The sequence below is a fragment of the Mesorhizobium sp. WSM4816 genome (assembly GCF_055811535.1).
In genome coordinates, this window is record NZ_JBVVQR010000009.1 from 25,923 (window position 1) to 42,247 (window position 16,325).

Below are 16,325 nucleotides of genomic sequence, written 5' to 3' on the forward strand. Positions count from 1 at the left end.
GGGCGGAAGCGGTTCGGGGAACGTGCATGAAAACCGACATAAAGGTCGAGGCGGACAAGCTGGCGGCCGACCCACGCATCAGCGATTATGATTTCTGGCGCTCGCTGAAGAACCTCAACTACGAAATTTTTACCATCGCCAACAGCAACGAGCCGATCCCTTTCGCCATGATCCGCTGGCGCGCCATCCTGAAACAAGCGCGGATAAAGCGCGGCCACGCCTGATCGGTGCGGAAAGAAGTAGGCTCGTTGTTCGATTGCTTTTTCTGGGGCGTTTGCGCCGCCCCTCATCCGGCTGCCGCCACCTTCTCCCCGTATAGAGACGGGGAGAAGGGAGCTTGCCGCAGCCTTGTCGCTCTTCCTGCAACACTGGAGAATAGCGAATTCCCGTCGTGAAGGCGTCCTTCTCCCCGTCTCTATGCGGGGAGAAGTGCCCGGCAGGGCGATGAGGGGCGGCGCGACGGTTCCAGTCAAGATGATGGACTGACGAGCGACCACCTCAACCATCAGGGCGGCTGCTTCACCGCCGCCAGCGGCGAGCGCGCCACCACCGGCGACGACTGGATGATCGCGGTATTGGTCATCGCAAACGGAATGATGCGGTCGATCACCTGTTCGAGTGCGGCCACCGAGCCGACATGTGCCAGCGCGATGAAACAGTCCTCGCCGGTCACCCGGTCGCACTGGGCGATTTCCGGCAAGTCGCGGATGATCTCGGCCACCACAGCCAGTTGCCCGGGCACCGGCCTGATCCGCAGCCATGCCGACAGTTTCATGCCGAGCGCAGCCGGATTGATCCGCACCGTGTAGGCCTCGATCACACCGCTCTCCTGCAGCCGCTTGATGCGCTCGGCCACACTCGGCGCCGACAGGCCGACCGAACGCGCCAGTTCGGCCGTGCTGGTGCGCGCATCCTTTTCCAGCAGCCGCAGGATTTTCAGATCAGCCGCATCCAGGTCGGTATTTTCGTTTCGAAGGCGTTTCAGACGAAACTCCATGGTTTTGGGGAAGAGATTATCTATTCGGCCGACTATCAGCCATATAAATCCAACAAACTGCCTGCGATAATGATCGCATGGATGATCCAGTGCAAGCCCCGGCTGCAATCCCTGCCCTCGCCGGGCCTGTCGTTGGCAAGCTGGCGACCTCGCTGCCGCCGCATGTCTGGTTCGGCGTCAGCGCCGTGTTCCATTATCTCGGGCCGGCTTTCGCCGTGCTGCTTTTCCCGCATGTCGGCGTGCTCGGCATGGCTTGGCTGCGCATCGTCACGGCCGCCCTCGTCTTCGCGCCGCTGATCCGGCCCTGGACGGTCTTCGCCCGCGCCGACCGGCCGACACGGCTGCTGCTTCTCGCCTTCGGCGCCTGCCTCGGCGTGATGAATTGCTCCTTTTACCTGGCACTCTATCGCTTGCCGATCTCGCTGGTCGCGGCGATCGAATTCGTCGGCACCATCGGCGTTGCGCTGATCGGCGTCAGAAGCCCGCGCAACCTCGCAGCGCTTGCCGTTGCCGTCACCGGCACCTTGCTGCTGATCGACGTCAAATGGTCAAGCGACCCGGTCGGGCTGTTCTGGGCCTTCCTCAACGGCGCGCTGTTCGTCGGCTACATCATGCTTGGCCATCGCGTTGCCCGCGCCGGCGCTGGCGACGGCATCGCCGGCCTGGGCGCTGCCATGGCGGTCGCCTGCCTCATCGTGCTGCCGATCGGCTTCACCGATGCGCTGCCGGCTTTCTCGGCGCCGCCACTGCTCATCGCCGCCATCGGCGTCGGCATCTGCTCCTCGGTCATCCCCTATATCTGCGACCAGCTTGCCATGTCGCGGCTGCCGCGATCGAGCTTCGCGCTGATGCTGTCGTTGCTGCCGGTCACCGCCACGCTGATCGGCGTCATTGTGCTCCGCCAGATACCCAGCCTTACCGATTGCATCGGCATCGCGCTGGTGGTGGCCGGCGTCGCTTTTCACAAACCGGCAAATGCCTGATCAGGCAAGCTTCTCCTTGAGAAAGGCGATCGTCCGGCCCCAGGCGAGGTCCGCCGCGTTCTTGTCGTAGCGAGCCGCCGACGTGTCAATGTTGAAAGCATGATTGGCGCCTTCATAGACATGGATCGTGTACTCGACTTCGGCTGCATCGAGCTCCTTCCTGAAGGCGTCGATACCGGCATTGATGCGGGTGTCGAGCCCGGCATAATGCAGCAGCAGCGCCGCCTTGATCTTCGGCACATCCTCGGCCTTCGGCTGCATGCCGTAATAGGCGACAGCGGCAGCCAGATCCGGCGCATTGGCAGCCAGTGTGTTCACCGTGGCGCCGCCCCAGCAGAAGCCGACCGCGCCGACCTTGCCGTTGCCATCCTCGCTGCCCCTAAGGAAAGCGACCGTTGCGACCGCATTGGCAGTGGTTTGCGCCGGATCGAGCTTGGAAAACTGCTCGCGCGCCTTGTCTTCGTCGGCCGGCGTGCCGCCGAGCGGCGACAGGAAATCCGGGGCCAGCGCAACGAAGCCTTCCAGCGCCACGCGCCGCGTCACATCGCGTATATGCGGGTTGAGCCCCCTGTTCTCATGCACGACGATGACGATGCCGAGCTTGCCGGACTGGCCGGCCGGCTTGACCAGATAGCCCTTCATCTCGCCACCGCTGCCGGGATAGCTGATGTCCTCGCCCGTCACGCGTGAATCGTCCTCGGCAACAATCGCCGCCCGGGCTGAATTCGCCGCCAGCAGCGGCGCGATTGCGGCGGCCGCCGCACCTGATCCGGCAAGCCTGGTCAATTGTTCCATGAAGCGCCGCCGGTCGAGCGTCAGATGCGTGTATTCGTCATAGGCGTCGATCATCGCCTGAGTAATGGCGGGTCTGTTGACGGCGGGGCTGGCAGGGCTCGGTTTTGTCATGGCGCTCTCCTCGGCTTCGGGAATATGTCCGCCGCGCAAGATAGGGTAGAAGCCCGCACGGTCCAGTCACGGATCGGTGAGGCGCTGCTGACGCGAGCGCAGGTCCGCCAGACCGGCGGCTGGTCCAGGATAACACCGTTCGACTGGTGCGCTGTCCCACTTTCTCCGACCCGCCGTGCCGGCGAGCAGGCCGGCGCTATTGGCTGGCGTGCCATAGGATTTGCAACTCCCCCGCCTGGACAGAGAACAAAACGGAGACACTTCTGGCCTTTCGCTGCCGAATCACTACATTCGGGGGAGATGTCCGGCTTTTCGGAAGATATGCCTTTTTTTGATGAACCGAACGCGCGGCCCGTGGCCCCGTCGGGCATTGCTGCGCGCGCCATGGCCGCCCGCAGCGGCCATGCCAATGCGCCCGATTATCTGAACGGGCTCAACCCCGAGCAGCGGCTGGCGGTGGAAACCACCGAGGGTCCGGTTCTGGTGCTGGCCGGCGCCGGCACCGGCAAGACGCGCGTGCTGACCACCCGCATCGCTCACATCCTCGCCACCGGCAAGGCCTTCCCGTCGCAGATCCTCGCCGTCACCTTCACCAACAAGGCGGCGCGCGAGATGAAGCAGCGCATCGGCCTGCTGATCGGCGAAGGCAATGTCGAAGGCATGCCGTGGCTCGGCACCTTCCACTCGATTGGAGTGAAGCTGCTGCGCCGCCACGCCGAACTTGCCGGGCTCAGATCCGACTTCACCATTCTCGACACCGACGACGTCGTGCGCCTGATCAAGCAGCTCATCCAGGCCGAAGGACTGGATGACAAACGCTGGCCGGCCAAGCAGTTCGCCCAGATGATCGACGGCTGGAAGAACAAGGGGCTTGGCCCCGCCGAGATTGCCGAGGGCGACGCCCGCGCCTTCGCCAACGGCAAGGGGCGTGAACTCTACAAGGCTTACCAGGAGCGGCTGAAGACGCTGAACGCCTGCGACTTCGGCGATCTCCTGTGCCACCCGATCCGTATCTTCCGGGCCAATCCGGACGTGCTGAAGGAATACCACAAGCGCTTCAAGTACATCCTCGTCGACGAGTACCAGGACACCAACACCGCCCAATACATGTGGCTGCGGCTGCTGGCCCAGCGGCCGGACGCCAAGCCGATCTCCCCCCTTGAGGGGGAGATGTCCGGCAGGACAGAGGGGGGTGCCTCGCGCCGACAGGCTGGAGGGACAGCGCCCCCCTCTGTCGCCTCCGGCGACATCTCCCCCTCTAGGGGGGAGATTGGGCGCTCTTCATCCGAAGGCCGAGCTAGGTCCACCATAAACATCTGCTGCGTCGGCGACGACGACCAGTCGATCTATGGCTGGCGCGGGGCCGAAGTCGACAACATCCTGCGCTTCGACAAGGATTTCCCCGGCGCCACGATCATCCGGCTGGAACGCAACTACCGCTCCACCGCGCACATCCTCGGCACCGCCTCCCACCTCATCGCCCACAATGAAAGCCGCTTCGGCAAGACGCTGTTCACCGAAAAGATCGCCGAGGACGACGAGAAGGTGCATGTCCATGCCGCCTGGGATTCCGAGGAAGAGGCCCGCGCCGTTGGCGAAACCATCGAGGCCTACCAGCGGCAGAAGCACAATCTCAACGACATGGCCATTCTTGTCCGCGCGTCCTTCCAGATGCGCGAGTTCGAGGACCGCTTCGTCACCCTCGGCCTCAACTATCGCGTCATCGGCGGCCCGCGCTTTTACGAGCGCCTCGAAATCCGCGATGCGCTGGCCTTCTTCCGCGTCGTCGCGCAAGGCGCAGACGACCTCGCCTTCGAGCGCATCGTCAACGTGCCGAAGCGCGGGCTGGGCGAAGCCACCATCCGCCAGATCCACGACACCGCCAGGGCGCTGCGCATCCCGATGCTGGAGGCTGCGGAAAAACTCGCTGAGAGCGACGAGCTGAAGCCAAAGCCGCGCGCAGCGCTGCGCGAAGTCGCCGCCAATTTCGAGCGCTGGCAGAAGGCGCTGGAGACCACGCCGCACACCGAGCTGGCCGAGACCATCCTGGAGGAGAGCGGCTACACCGACATGTGGAAGAACGACCGCTCGGTAGAAGCGCCCGGCCGGCTGGAAAACCTCAAGGAACTGATCCGCTCCATGGAGGAGTACGAATCGCTGCGCTCCTTCCTCGAACATGTCGCGCTGGTGATGGACGCCGAGCAGAACGCCGAGCTCGACGCCGTCAACATCATGACGCTGCATTCGGCCAAGGGCCTCGAATTCGAGACGGTTTTTCTGCCCGGCTGGGAGGAAGGACTGTTCCCGCATCAGCGCGCGCTCGACGAGGGCGGCCGCTCCGGGCTGGAGGAAGAGCGGCGGCTGGCCTATGTCGGGCTGACCCGCGCCAAGAAGAACCTGCATTTGTGGTTCGTCTCCAACCGCCGCATCCACGGCCTGTGGCAATCGACGATCCCGTCGCGCTTCCTCGATGAATTGCCGGAAGCCCATGTCGAGGTCGCCGAGAGCGGCAACTCCTATGGCGGCTACGGCAATGCCTATGGCGGTGGCTCCTTCGCCTCCGGACGGGGCGGCCAGGCGGCAGGACGGCAGAATCCTTACGGCGCTTCGCGCTTCGACAATGTCGGCGCAGAAAAATCCGGCGCCTTCTCCAGCACCTATGCAACGCCGGGCTGGCAGCGCGCGCAGCAGAACCGCACCGAGGCGACCGACCGCAACTGGGGCTCGCGCTCCGGCCACCAGGTCGAGCGCATCGGCTATGGCGAGACCGACAGTGGCTATGGCGCCGGCCGCACCTCGATCAAGGGCCGCACCATCGACGGCGAGCTGGTCGCCAAGTCCGTCGCCGACACGCCATCCCGCTTCAGCGTCGGCGATCGCGTCTTCCACCAGAAATTCGGCAACGGCAACATTTCTGCCATCGACGGCAACAAGCTGACCATCGACTTCGACAAGGCCGGCCAGAAACGCGTGCTGGACGGGTTTGTCACCGGGGTGTGAGTCTCCCCCTCACCGATACCGCGCCTGGTTCCATTTGTGGCCGAGCAACGACAGGATGATGATCAGCCCGTTGAAGAACTGGACATAGAAGCCGCTCAGGCCTGCCGCGACGACGCCGGTCTGGATGAAGGACACAGTGATGGCGCCGATGGCGCCGCCGACCACGGTACCGACGCCGCCCCAGGTCGGCGTGCCGCCAACGAACACCGATGCCAGCACCGGCAGCAAATAGCCGTCGCCAGCCGTCGGCCACCAGGTGAAGTTGATCATCACCGAGAAGGTGCCGGCGATCGCCGCCCCGATGCCGACGAAGACGAATACTTTCACCCGCACGCGCTTGACGTCGATGCCCATCTGCTGGGCGCTGTCGGGATTGTCGCCGACCACCTTCACCTGCGCGCCGAAACGATGCCTGTTGTAGAGCAGCGCCGACAGCACGACAAAGCCAATGACCCAGAAGATCTGCACCGGGATGCCGTAAAGCTGGCTGGAGAAGATCTTGTAGGCCCAGCTGTCGGCAAGGCTGGTCAGCGCCGTCGACCTGCCTTCGTTGATGATCTGGATCAGGCCGCGCAGCAGGAAATTCATGCCGAGCGTGGCGATCAGAGACGACAGCCCGCCATAGACGACCAGCGACCCGACCAGGAAGCCGAGCAACGTGCCCGTTGCAATGGCGGCGGCGATGCAGAGAAACGGGTCGTAGCCGGCTTGCACCACCAGCGCGAAGACCCATGAGGCAAAACCCATCGTCGCCGGAAACGACAGGTCGATCTCGCCGCAGGTGACGACGAAGACCAGCGGCACCACCACGAACAGCGCTACCGGCAGCGTGGTGAGCACGGAACTGTAGAGATACCAGGTGGTGAAGACGGTCGGGTTGGCGATCATGAACACCGTCATCATCACCACGAACACGGCAAGCGTGCCGAGTGCGGCGCGGTTGTCGAGGATGAAGCCGCGCATCCAGTGATTGGATGGGTGTCTCCACTCTTTCCGGGGATTGCCGGGACGGGAGATGCCTGCGGACGGCTCGTGCAGATCGGGCTCCATCGTCTTGCTCATCGTGCTCTCTGCTCCGGGTCGCCGGCGTCGTGCAGTCCCGGCAATCCGCCCGGATGCGCGACGTCTTCCATGAAGTTGATGAGGTCTTCGGCCGACTTGACCTGGCTGCGGTCGGCGGTGAGCGCGACCTTGCCGCGGTCCAGCACGACGAAACGATCGGCGATGTCGAAGACGTGGTGGATGTTGTGGCCGATGAACAGGATCGACCGTCCGCTCGCCCGCACCTGGCGCACGAAATGGAAGACTTTGGCGGTCTCGGTCAGCGACAGCGCCGTCGTCGGCTCGTCAAGGATGATCAGGTCGGCCTGCTTGTAGATGGCCCGCGCGATCGCCACGCCCTGGCGTTCGCCGCCGGAGAGCTGGCCGACGATAGACTGCGGCGTGAACACTTTCGAGGTGAAGCCGATCTCGCGCATCAGCCGGCTCGCCTCTTCGATTTCCTTGTTGACCTTCAGCCAGCCGAGAAAGCCGGTGAGTTCGCGGCCCATGAAGATGTTGCGCACGATCGTCTGCTGCACGGCCAGCGCCCGGTCCTGGAATACCGTCTCGATGCCGGCGTCGCGCGAGCGCGCGGCGCTCCAGCCGGTCACCGGCTGGCCGCGGATGAGGATCTCGCCGCCGGTCGGCTTGACCACGCCGGAGAGAATCTTGATCAGCGTCGACTTGCCGGCGCCGTTGTCGCCGATCAGGCCGACCACCTCGCCGCGGTCGACGCTGAGATTGACCCCGCCCAGCGCATAGACCTGGCCATAGGACTTGCTGATGTCGCGCAGCTCTATAAGGCGTTCTGCCATGGCGATCCTCACTTGGTTCCGGCTGCGGTCGGAAGACCGGCAGCCGTGTCAAAAGGTCAGCGCAGCGCCTGCTTGGCGAGTTCGGCGACGATCTCGTAATTGTCAGGCGTGACGAAGCCGGCGCCGGTGTCGACAGTCATTGGCGCCAGGCCCAGCACCACCTGCTGGCAGAGGCTGAGGATCGGCAGATAACCCTGCAGGAACGGCTGCTGGTCGGCCGTCAGCTGGACCCAGCCGCCCTTGAAGCCCTCGACGATCTGCGGGCTGGTGTCGAAGCCGAAATTGAAGATATCGCCAGCCTTCCTGCCTGCCGCCTGCATGTAGGTCGGGACGTTGCCCAGCATCTGTCCGCCGGGATAGCCAACCGCCTTGACATCGGGATTGTTGAGGAGTGCTGCGGTAATCACCGGAATGGCCAGATTAGGGTCGGAAGCCCATTCGCCGCTCGGCGGCGAGGAGAGCTGGATGACCTCGACGCCCGCCTCTTTCAGGGCGGCCACCGTGCCGCGCTCGCGCGCGCCGCGGCTCTCGTTCTCGAACGGGCCGATCATGATCGCCTTGTCGCCGGCCTTGAGCCCGGCCAGCTTGAACGCCTCGGCGCCAAGCGCGCGGCCCTGCTCTTCCTGCTGGGCGCCGACATAGCCGCCGCCGAACGCTGCCGTGACCTTCGGCACCGGCACGTTCTGGTACATCATCCTGATGCCGTCCTTGTGCGCCTGTTCGGCCAGCGGCATGATCGAAGCATCGCCCGGGTGGCCCATCATGGCGATGCCGCCGGGCTTGACCGCGACGGCCTCGCGCAATTGCTGCACCATCTTCTCGACATCCCACTGGGAGAAGATGTAGTCGACCTTTGGCCCAAGATCGGCCTCGGCCTGCTTGGCGCCATTGTAGACGATGGTGCCGAAGGCGTCGCCCTCGGCGCCGCCGACGAAGAAGCGGATGTGGACGTCCTTGCACCACTGGGCATCGAGCGCCTGGGCAGGCAAGGTGGAGATTGCGGCGGCGAACGCCGTGGCGGCCGCCATGACGGTCGAGCGCAGAACTGTCCTTCTCATCGTGATGCTCATGCACGTTCCTCCCTTTGTTCCCTCGCAAGCCGAGGGGTCTTCGACGAATGCTCCGGCTTCTCGCCGCAATGCTTCGCTGTCCGGCTCCTCGCCAGCCGGATCCTCACGCCGGGTTCGGCAGATACGTCGCACCTCCCCGGCATTGCTTGAGGTAGTCCAGCGCCCGAAGTTGCCCTGTGATCTCAAGGTCGCCGCGATAGACCGGGTCGTGCCAGCCTTCGATGTCGATGGCGCCCCTGTATCCGGCCAGCCGCAATTCGCTGATCACCCGCGTCCAGTCGCTGTCGCCGAAGCCAGGCGTGCGCATTTGCACGAACGGCAGCCGGCCGAACACGCCATGCTCGCGGATCACGTCCCAGCGCACCGTCGCGTCCTTGCCGTGGACATGAAAAATGCGCGGCGCCCATTTGCGGATCTGCGGGATCGGATCGATCAGGTAGACGAGCTGGTGGCAGGGCTCCCATTCCAGGCCGAGATTGTCGTCTGGCAATTCGTTGAACATCAGCTCCCAGGCGTCCGGATTGTGGGCGATGTTCCAGTCTCCATCGGCCCAGTTGCCGTCCATCGCGCAATTCTCGAAGGCGATGCGCACGCCCTTGTCGGCGGCGCGCCGGGCCAGTGGTCCCCAGACCTCGCGGAAGCGCGGCAGGCTGTCGGGCAGCGACTTGCCGCGGAGGCGGCCGGTGAAGCCGCTGACCATCGCGGTGCCGAACAGATGCGCATGGTCGATGGCCGTTTCCCAGGCATCAAGGACGCCGCGATCGACATCGCCGCTTTCCAGCGGATTGCCGAAGACGCCGAGCGAGGAGACGACGACATCGGCGTCACCGATCGCCTCGCGGATCTGGCCGGCCAGCCGTGGAATATCCTTGCCGCCCAGCGTCTGCCAGAAGAAGGGCTGGATGCTTTCGAAGCCGAGCGGCAGGATGGCCTTGATATAGGCGGCCGGGTCATCGAGATTGGCCCGCACCATGGTGCCGATCCTGATGTCGAGAAGCGGGTTCGGCATCGTCACCCTTCCCAGAGCAAGATGAGGTTAGTTTTGGTCATTCTGCCGGGCTGGTTTGGGCCAAATCCTTCGAGCTCTGGCTCGGGTGTAGCACCACTACGCCCTTCGCCAGACCCCTCGACCTTGTCCCAAACCATCACCGGCAGAATGACCAAAACTAACCTCGTCTTGCTCTATGCGATCGCGACCCGGCGCCCGGTTTCGGCGCTTTCGATCGCGGCAAAGACCATGGCCAGGCTCTTGATGTTGTCGGCGCCGCGCGTCTCCGGCTCGCTGCCGGTTTCGACGGCACGCACAAAATCCTGGATGATGCCGAGATGGCCGCCGATGCGGTCTCTCGGATCGAGCGGCGGCACGGCGAGCGGCTCAGTGCGATCGAACAGGCCTTCACGGATAGGCCGCGCGACTTCCGCCATCAGTCCGTCCTCACCGTCCCAGACCAGGCTGCCGTGCTCGGCGACGATGCGCCATGTGCTCTCCCAACTGGTGCGGAACCCGTCGGCGCACCAGGAGCCGGCATAGGTGAACAGCTTGCCGCCGCCGAGCTCGAAGATTGCGGTGGCCGACGATCCCTGCCGGTACCAGGAATTGACCGGCTCCCATTCCTGGCAGTAGACGCTGGCCGGCGCGCCGCCGACCATGTAGCGGGCGGCGTCGAAAGTATGGATCGCCATGTCGAGCAGCAGGACATGGCGCATCTCCTCGCGAAACCCGCCGAAATGCGGCGCGACGAAGAATTCGGCGTGGATGCTGGTTGGCGCACCGATGGCGCCGGAATCGAGAAAACGCCTGATGCGCCTGACGTTGGCGACATAGCGGCGGTTCTGGACGACGGCGTGCACGCGCCTGGCGCGTCGGGCAGCCTCGACGATGGCGCGCGCGTTCTCCGGGCTGTCAGCCAGCGGCTTCTCCGTCAGGAGATGGCAATGATGGGCAAAGGCCGAAAGCGCGACATCGCGCCGGGCCGCGGGAACCACGACGTCGAACACAGCGTCGGGCCTGGTCTGGTCGAGCACGGCGTCAAGATTGGTCCCGACAATGGCGCCGGCAAGCTCGTATTCGCGCGCCCTTGCCGTCGCCCTGTCGGCGTCGAGATCGACAAGGCCGACAATAGCCAACCCGTCGATCTGCCTCGCCGCATCGAGCCAGTGCTTGCTCATCGCTCCGCAGCCGACCAGGACGACATTCATCATCCAGCGCTCCTCCTCCGCTCGGCCCCTCCAGACCGGTCGTCACGCATTCACGGCATGACCGTAAACGTTTTTCCGTAAACGTTTACGACAACACACCGGAAGGCGTAGAATGTCAATTGGCCGCTCGCGAAAATCACCTAGATCACCTTGGCCTGAAGAGCGGTCGATGATAGCCAGGCAAGGGGGAGAACTGTCCTTTGGCGTCCAGCATTCACGACCTTGCGCGTCACCTGAACATTTCGATCGGCACCGTGTCGCGCGCGCTCAACGGCCGTGCCGACGTCAATGCCGACACCCGCCAGCGCGTGCTCGATGCGGCGGCAAAGCTGAACTATTCGCCGAACCAGTCCGGCCGCAGCCTGCGCCGCGGCGCCACCCACTCGATCGCCTTCATGCTGCAGCCGCACCCGGGCGACCAGCAATATGGCGAGCCGTTCTTCATTCCGTTCCTGACCGGGCTGCAGGCGAAACTCGCCGAAAGCGGGCTCGACCTGATCGTGGTGATGGGCGCGCCGGGCGACTACCAGCAGGAGCGCCTGCGCCGGGTGGTCGAGACGCGCCGGGCCGACGCCGTGGTGCTGGCCTACACGCGTCGCGAGGACGAGCGCATCGATTACCTGACCAGGGTCGGCTTTCCGTTCGCGACGCTCGGCCGCAGCCGCTCTGGCGGCAAGACCTATCCGTCGCTCGACCTCGATTTCGAAAAGGCCGGGGCCGACGCGGTCGACCGCCTGGTGGCGCGCGGCCACCGCCGCATCGCCGCCATCCGCCCGTCTCTCAACCTCAATTTCGGCTATCTGTTCCTGGCCGGCTATCGCAAGGCCTTGCGGCGGCACGGCATCGAGGTCGACCCCGGGCTGATCGCGAAAGGCTTCATCAACGAGGCCGGCGGCGACGCGGTGACGCCGCAGGTCATGCGCTCCAAGGACCCGCCGACCGCCATCATCTTCAACAATGACGCGATGGCACTCGGCGGCTGTAAGGCGCTGGCCGAGATGGGCATAAAGCCGGGCCATGACATTGCGGTGATCGTCATCGTCGACACGCCGCTCTGCCGCTATTTTTCACCGGCACTGACCGGCTTCCGCCCTCGCCTGGAGCCGATGGGACGGCGGCTTGCCGAAATGTTGCTGGCGTCGATCCCTGCCTTCGCCGGCCCCGAAGGTACGCGGATCATCCGTGAGGTCTGGCCGCTGGAGCTGATCGCGCGCGACAGCGATTGATGATGGCGTATTTGTCTTCTCCTGTGGGATCTAGGCCCCCGATTGGGTGAGACGCAGCGGTCCCACACCGTGCAACGTGTCGACGGCCGCGTGTCGTGGTCGCCGCAATCGCGCTGAACCTTCGTCAATCAACGGATTAGCGTCGCGCTCTATGTGCGGATTGCCATGATCCGGTGCGTCCAGACAGAAGATTCGAAAAGCAGATCGAAAAACAGGTACCGCCCTATCCCCGCATTGCTTTCAGCTTTTCGGCCACCGAGGCGGCGAGGTCGGCATAGCGTTCCTCCAGCCGCTCGGCCGCCTTGATCACCGAAAAATCATGGCCGAATTTTTCCAGCGCCATGCGCAGCTTCTCGACGAATTCCGCTTGTTTTTCGAGCGCCGAAAACAGCGTTCTCACCTGCGCTTCGCTGATGTCGGGATTGGCAAGCATTTGCGGCACCTCACGGCTCATCTGGTCACCGGCGGCGGTCTGTTCTTTCAGGATCTCGATCCAGTCGGTCAATCGGTAATCTCCTTCTTACGCGGACAGCATGCGCAGCGCCTCCCGATGTGGTCAACCCAAGGGCGCCCAAACGGGGCTTGCGCGAGCCTGTCGCCGCGTTAAGTTCGGCGCAACCTGAACGAGGACACTATCGATGACCACCGACGCCGAAATCCAGAGCGCTTTGCCTGCCCTTGGCTCCGGCAACGTTGCCGTCATCACCGGCGGCGCCAGCGGCATCGGCCTTGCCGCGGCCAGGCGGCTGGCGGCAATGGGCCTGAAAATCGTGCTTGCCGACATCGGCGGCGCGCGGCTCGACGAGGCTGCCGGCGCGGTTGCAACCATTGCCGGCGACAGCGCGGTACTCGCGGTCGCCACCGACGTCTCGAAAGCCGACGAAGTCGACCGGCTGGCCGAAAAGGCATTCGATGCCTTCGGCGGCGTGTCGCTGTTGATGAACAATGCCGGCGTCGGCAACAATCCCGGCAAACCCTGGGAGAACCGCGACGCCTGGAAGCGGCTGCTGGACATCAATTTCTGGGGCGTCGTCCATGGCGTCGAGGCCTTCGTACCACGCATGCTGGCTGCAGGAAAACCGGGCCTGATCGTCAACACCGGCTCCAAGCAAGGCATCACCACGCCGCCCGGCAACCTTGCCTACAACGTCTCCAAATCGGGCGTGAAGAGCTTTACCGAAGGCTTGGCGCATGCGCTGCGCAACGAGCCCGGCGGAAAGATTGCTGCGCATCTGCTCATTCCGGGGTTCACTTTTACCGGCCTGACCGAGGGTGCAACCGAAAAGCCCGCCGGCGCCTGGACCGGCGAGCAGGTGATCGACTTCATGCTGGCCGCGCTGGTGCGTGGCGACTTCTACATCCTGTGCCCCGACAACGAGGCGACGCGGCCTATGGACGAAAAGCGCATGGCCTGGGCGATCGGCGATATCATCGAAAATCGCCCTGCTCTGTCGCGCTGGCACCCGGACCACAAGGACGCTTTCGCGACGTTCATGGAAAGCTGACGCTCACGCCGCATGCGTCTTCGAGCCGCGCTTTTGTGCAGTGGCTTTCATGCCCGCCGTATCATGCCGTTTCGCCGCCTGTTCACATTTTCTACGGATCTCCTCGACCTCGGATTCGGTCAGGTGCTCGATGCCGATAAAGGTATTGTGAGCTTTGCCGACCCGGATCAACTCGTCGAGTTTCGTCTGAATCGCCGTGCCATCGCGGTTCTGGGTATTCTGGATGAGGAACACCATCAGGAAGGTGACGATCGTCGTGCCGGTGTTGATGATGAGCTGCCACGTATCGGAAAACCCGAACATCGGTCCGCTTGCCGCCCAGACGACGATGATCAGAAAACAGACGGCGAATGTCGCCGGCAGACCGGCAAGATGGGCAACGTAGGTGGCGATCCTGGTGAAAAGCTTCTCCATCATGGCAGGAGAAACAACCAGCATCCGCTCCGGGTTCCCTCCTTTCACCGACGTAGCCGTTCAGAGACCCGCAAGGATCAGGGGATTTCGTGCTCCCAGCGGTCGAGAAAGGCCTCGATGGAAAGCGCCTGCATGTCGGGAATGGCCCTGGCGAGTTTTTCGACCGACCAGTCCCACCAGCCGAGGCTTTCAATCCGCGCAGCGGTTTTCTCGGCAAAACGCTGGCGCAGCGGCTTGGCCGGAACGCCGGCGACGATCGCATAGGCAGGTACATCGCGCGTCACCACCGCATTGGCGCCGACGATCGCGCCATTGCCGATGGTCACATCAGGCATGATTACCGCGCCATGGCCGATCCAGACGTCGTGGCCGATGGTGACGGACGTCGCCCGCCGCCGTTCGCGGAACGCCGCGTCGACGCCCAGCCAGCGAAAATACTCGTTTGGCCGGTAGCTGACCTTGTGCTGGGTCAACCGCTCGATCGGATGCTCGAGCGCGTTGATACGGCTGTTGGCGGCGATCGAACAGAACTTGCCTGTTGTCGTGTAGATCGCCTCGGCATGGCGCTCGAAATAGGAGAAGTCACCGACTATGACTTCGCGCAGGATGACCCGCTCGCCGATCGAGGCGTAGCGCCCAAGCTTGCATGCCTTCAATTCCGCGGTCGGATGAATGCGCGGCTCGGGGTCTTTCAGGACAAGATTTTCGGGAGGGTCCATGCCGGCGGCTTTACGCCCGAGCGATTAGTCCCGCAAGCGGGGACCAATCGTTGTCACCTGTTTCCAGAGCCTATTTCGGCTTGCCGTTGGTCCACACCACGTTCTGGCCATAGAGCGGCACCGTGGTGACCGACATTTTCGCCGAACCGTCCTGCACCTGGCGCGAATGCGACAGATAGATCAGGGTCTCGTTGGTCTTGTCGTAGATGCGGTTCACCACCTGTTTCTTCCAGATCAGGCTGATGCCTTGCTTGAACACCTCCTCGCCGGCCTCGCTCATGTCGATGTCGCCGATGGTGATCGGCCCGGTTTGGCGGCAGGCGATCGAGGAATCGGATGGGTCCTCGAACCAGTTGCCCTTTTGCAGGCGGTCGATCACGCCACGGTCGAAATAAGAGACATGGCAGGTCACGCCTTCGACCTTCGGGTCCTTGATCGCCTCAACGATGATGTCGTTGCCGAGCCAGTCGACGCCGACTTTGCCGACCTCCTGGGCGACAGCCGCACCAGCACCGACGACAAGGCACGCGGCCAGAGCGCCGCCGATCAGTTTTCGCCCAATCAGTCCTGGCCCAATCAACCTTTGCAAACGAAGCCTCCTGCCGTTCGAGTTTTGCCGACCTCAGGTGGGACGGCGGGCAGCACTTTGCAAGCGGATCATTTTTTAAGAGAAAGCCGGTTGCGGCAACGCGACATCTTTGCGCGAGCGAGATCAAACCGTTAAGAGTGTTCGCCCAACAAGCTCCAAAGGCGCCGACACGGCGCCAATGAAAATCGCGACGGACAGCCAATTGATGATGCGTTCAATACTGGTCGGCATTCTCGTCCTGATGGCGGCGGGCATCGGCTGGCTCACCTTTGAATGGTACCGCGGGCATTATGGCGGCGAGCCGTTCGGCGCGCCGTTCACGCTGGTCGACCAGAAGGGCGCTCCAATCACCGAGGCTGCCTTTCGCGGCCAGCCCAGCGTCGTCTTCTTCGGCTTCACCCACTGCCCGGAAGTCTGCCCGACCACGCTGTTCGAACTGGCCGGCTGGCTGAAGACGATGGGCGACGATGGCAAGAACCTGCGCGCCTATTTCGTGACGGTCGACCCGGAGCGCGACACGCCCGAAATCATGAACGCCTATATCAGCAACTTCTCCGATCGCATCCTCGGCATCACCGGCGACCCGGACAAGGTCCGCGCCATGGCCAAATCCTTCGGCATCTATTCGAAAAAGGTCGATACCGGCAACGGCGACTACACGATGGACCACACTGCTTCGGTGCTGCTGCTCAACGCCAGGGGCGATTTCGCCGGCACCATCGCCTATGGCGAAAGCCCGGACGCCGCCATCGCCAAGCTCAAGCGGCTGGCGGCAGGTTAGTGCATGGTCCCGAACCGACGGTCCGCGCCAGCGAAAAGTGGGAACCGGTTTTCGGACAAGATCATGCGCACGAAGAAAAT

Annotated in this window: 17 protein-coding genes; 6 read left to right on the forward strand and 11 right to left on the reverse strand. The window is 63.7% G+C overall.

Annotation, left to right across the window (positions count from 1 at the left end; all coding sequences use genetic code 11):
* Nucleotides 1–26: 26 nt before the first annotated feature.
* Nucleotides 27–224: a hypothetical protein gene (locus tag AC0L3H_RS12815; protein WP_473585694.1), complete on the forward strand. Its 198-nt coding sequence runs from the start codon at nucleotides 27–29 to the stop codon at nucleotides 222–224.
* 281 nt (nucleotides 225–505) lie between these two features.
* On the opposite strand, the gene AC0L3H_RS12820 is transcribed toward AC0L3H_RS12815, so the two are convergent.
* The gene (locus AC0L3H_RS12820) at nucleotides 506–997 is read right to left on the reverse strand and encodes an Lrp/AsnC family transcriptional regulator (RefSeq protein ID WP_473585695.1); all 492 of its coding nucleotides are present in this window, start codon (nucleotides 995–997) and stop codon (nucleotides 506–508) included.
* Nucleotides 998–1,074: 77 nt separating this feature from the next.
* Here AC0L3H_RS12820 and AC0L3H_RS12825 point away from each other — a divergent pair, with 77 nt between their 5' ends.
* Entirely contained in the window at nucleotides 1,075–1,980 is a 906-nt protein-coding gene (locus AC0L3H_RS12825) for an EamA family transporter (RefSeq protein WP_473585696.1), read from the forward strand.
* Here AC0L3H_RS12825 and AC0L3H_RS12830 read toward each other — a convergent pair whose 3' ends face one another.
* Entirely contained in the window at nucleotides 1,981–2,886 is a 906-nt protein-coding gene (locus AC0L3H_RS12830; protein WP_473585697.1) for a dienelactone hydrolase family protein, read from the reverse strand.
* A 300-nt stretch (nucleotides 2,887–3,186) separates the two neighbouring features.
* Here AC0L3H_RS12830 and AC0L3H_RS12835 point away from each other — a divergent pair, with 300 nt between their 5' ends.
* A complete protein-coding gene (locus AC0L3H_RS12835) occupies nucleotides 3,187–5,886 on the forward strand; it encodes an ATP-dependent helicase (protein ID WP_473585698.1) in 2,700 nt (899 codons plus the stop codon).
* 9 nt (nucleotides 5,887–5,895) lie between these two features.
* On the opposite strand, the gene AC0L3H_RS12840 is transcribed toward AC0L3H_RS12835, so the two are convergent.
* From AC0L3H_RS12840 to AC0L3H_RS12860, 5 genes are all read right to left on the reverse strand, one after another.
* The gene (locus tag AC0L3H_RS12840) at nucleotides 5,896–6,948 is read right to left on the reverse strand and encodes an ABC transporter permease (RefSeq protein ID WP_473585699.1); all 1,053 of its coding nucleotides are present in this window, start codon (nucleotides 6,946–6,948) and stop codon (nucleotides 5,896–5,898) included.
* Nucleotides 6,945–7,742, reverse strand: coding sequence for an ATP-binding cassette domain-containing protein (locus tag AC0L3H_RS12845; RefSeq protein WP_473585700.1), 798 nt, complete (start codon nucleotides 7,740–7,742; stop codon nucleotides 6,945–6,947). The genes AC0L3H_RS12840 and AC0L3H_RS12845 overlap by 4 nt, the downstream gene beginning before the upstream one ends.
* A 56-nt stretch (nucleotides 7,743–7,798) precedes the next feature.
* Entirely contained in the window at nucleotides 7,799–8,812 is a 1,014-nt protein-coding gene (locus AC0L3H_RS12850) for a substrate-binding domain-containing protein (RefSeq protein ID WP_473585701.1), read from the reverse strand.
* Nucleotides 8,813–8,915: 103 nt separating this feature from the next.
* The gene (locus tag AC0L3H_RS12855; protein ID WP_473585702.1) at nucleotides 8,916–9,821 is read right to left on the reverse strand and encodes a sugar phosphate isomerase/epimerase family protein; all 906 of its coding nucleotides are present in this window, start codon (nucleotides 9,819–9,821) and stop codon (nucleotides 8,916–8,918) included.
* A 173-nt stretch (nucleotides 9,822–9,994) separates the two neighbouring features.
* Complete coding sequence (locus AC0L3H_RS12860; protein ID WP_473585703.1) at nucleotides 9,995–11,014, reverse strand: Gfo/Idh/MocA family protein; 1,020 nt, start codon at nucleotides 11,012–11,014, stop codon at nucleotides 9,995–9,997.
* Between the two features lie 197 nt (nucleotides 11,015–11,211).
* On the opposite strand from AC0L3H_RS12860, the gene AC0L3H_RS12865 reads away from it, so the two are divergent.
* Nucleotides 11,212–12,237, forward strand: coding sequence for a LacI family DNA-binding transcriptional regulator (locus tag AC0L3H_RS12865; RefSeq protein ID WP_473585704.1), 1,026 nt, complete (start codon nucleotides 11,212–11,214; stop codon nucleotides 12,235–12,237).
* A gap of 223 nt (nucleotides 12,238–12,460) precedes the next feature.
* On the opposite strand, the gene AC0L3H_RS12870 is transcribed toward AC0L3H_RS12865, so the two are convergent.
* The gene (locus AC0L3H_RS12870; protein WP_473520120.1) at nucleotides 12,461–12,742 is read right to left on the reverse strand and encodes a hypothetical protein; all 282 of its coding nucleotides are present in this window, start codon (nucleotides 12,740–12,742) and stop codon (nucleotides 12,461–12,463) included.
* A 133-nt stretch (nucleotides 12,743–12,875) separates the two neighbouring features.
* On the opposite strand from AC0L3H_RS12870, the gene AC0L3H_RS12875 reads away from it, so the two are divergent.
* Nucleotides 12,876–13,742 carry an SDR family NAD(P)-dependent oxidoreductase gene (locus AC0L3H_RS12875; protein WP_473493978.1) on the forward strand — a complete coding sequence of 289 codons (867 nt, stop codon included), beginning with the start codon at nucleotides 12,876–12,878 and terminating at the stop codon, nucleotides 13,740–13,742.
* Nucleotides 13,743–13,745: 3 nt separating this feature from the next.
* On the opposite strand, the gene AC0L3H_RS12880 is transcribed toward AC0L3H_RS12875, so the two are convergent.
* From AC0L3H_RS12880 to AC0L3H_RS12890, 3 genes are all read right to left on the reverse strand, one after another.
* A complete protein-coding gene (locus AC0L3H_RS12880; RefSeq protein WP_473520158.1) occupies nucleotides 13,746–14,156 on the reverse strand; it encodes a low affinity iron permease family protein in 411 nt (136 codons plus the stop codon).
* A gap of 77 nt (nucleotides 14,157–14,233) precedes the next feature.
* Nucleotides 14,234–14,875, reverse strand: coding sequence for an LbetaH domain-containing protein (locus AC0L3H_RS12885; protein WP_473493977.1), 642 nt, complete (start codon nucleotides 14,873–14,875; stop codon nucleotides 14,234–14,236).
* 70 nt (nucleotides 14,876–14,945) lie between these two features.
* Nucleotides 14,946–15,464 carry a CreA family protein gene (locus AC0L3H_RS12890; RefSeq protein WP_473585705.1) on the reverse strand — a complete coding sequence of 173 codons (519 nt, stop codon included), beginning with the start codon at nucleotides 15,462–15,464 and terminating at the stop codon, nucleotides 14,946–14,948.
* 205 nt (nucleotides 15,465–15,669) lie between these two features.
* On the opposite strand from AC0L3H_RS12890, the gene AC0L3H_RS12895 reads away from it, so the two are divergent.
* Nucleotides 15,670–16,245, forward strand: coding sequence for an SCO family protein (locus AC0L3H_RS12895; RefSeq protein WP_128246426.1), 576 nt, complete (start codon nucleotides 15,670–15,672; stop codon nucleotides 16,243–16,245).
* Nucleotides 16,246–16,325: the final 80 nt, after the last annotated feature.

What these genes read in the sequence shown, in the direction of transcription:
- AC0L3H_RS12825 (WP_473585696.1), top strand. Translation starts at nt 1,075, where the DNA reads ATGGATGATCCAGTGCAAGCCCCGGCTGCAATCCCTGCCCTCGCCGGG.
- AC0L3H_RS12850 (WP_473585701.1), bottom strand. Translation starts at nt 8,812, where the DNA reads ATGAGCATCACGATGAGAAGGACAGTTCTGCGCTCGACCGTCATGGCG.
- AC0L3H_RS12835 (WP_473585698.1), top strand. Translation starts at nt 3,187, where the DNA reads ATGTCCGGCTTTTCGGAAGATATGCCTTTTTTTGATGAACCGAACGCG.
- AC0L3H_RS12875 (WP_473493978.1), top strand. Translation starts at nt 12,876, where the DNA reads ATGACCACCGACGCCGAAATCCAGAGCGCTTTGCCTGCCCTTGGCTCC.
- AC0L3H_RS12815 (WP_473585694.1), top strand. Translation starts at nt 27, where the DNA reads ATGAAAACCGACATAAAGGTCGAGGCGGACAAGCTGGCGGCCGACCCA.
- AC0L3H_RS12860 (WP_473585703.1), bottom strand. Translation starts at nt 11,014, where the DNA reads ATGATGAATGTCGTCCTGGTCGGCTGCGGAGCGATGAGCAAGCACTGG.
- AC0L3H_RS12880 (WP_473520158.1), bottom strand. Translation starts at nt 14,156, where the DNA reads ATGGAGAAGCTTTTCACCAGGATCGCCACCTACGTTGCCCATCTTGCC.
- AC0L3H_RS12855 (WP_473585702.1), bottom strand. Translation starts at nt 9,821, where the DNA reads ATGCCGAACCCGCTTCTCGACATCAGGATCGGCACCATGGTGCGGGCC.
- AC0L3H_RS12830 (WP_473585697.1), bottom strand. Translation starts at nt 2,886, where the DNA reads ATGACAAAACCGAGCCCTGCCAGCCCCGCCGTCAACAGACCCGCCATT.
- AC0L3H_RS12820 (WP_473585695.1), bottom strand. Translation starts at nt 997, where the DNA reads ATGGAGTTTCGTCTGAAACGCCTTCGAAACGAAAATACCGACCTGGAT.
- AC0L3H_RS12845 (WP_473585700.1), bottom strand. Translation starts at nt 7,742, where the DNA reads ATGGCAGAACGCCTTATAGAGCTGCGCGACATCAGCAAGTCCTATGGC.
- AC0L3H_RS12840 (WP_473585699.1), bottom strand. Translation starts at nt 6,948, where the DNA reads ATGAGCAAGACGATGGAGCCCGATCTGCACGAGCCGTCCGCAGGCATC.
- AC0L3H_RS12885 (WP_473493977.1), bottom strand. Translation starts at nt 14,875, where the DNA reads ATGGACCCTCCCGAAAATCTTGTCCTGAAAGACCCCGAGCCGCGCATT.
- AC0L3H_RS12895 (WP_128246426.1), top strand. Translation starts at nt 15,670, where the DNA reads ATGATGCGTTCAATACTGGTCGGCATTCTCGTCCTGATGGCGGCGGGC.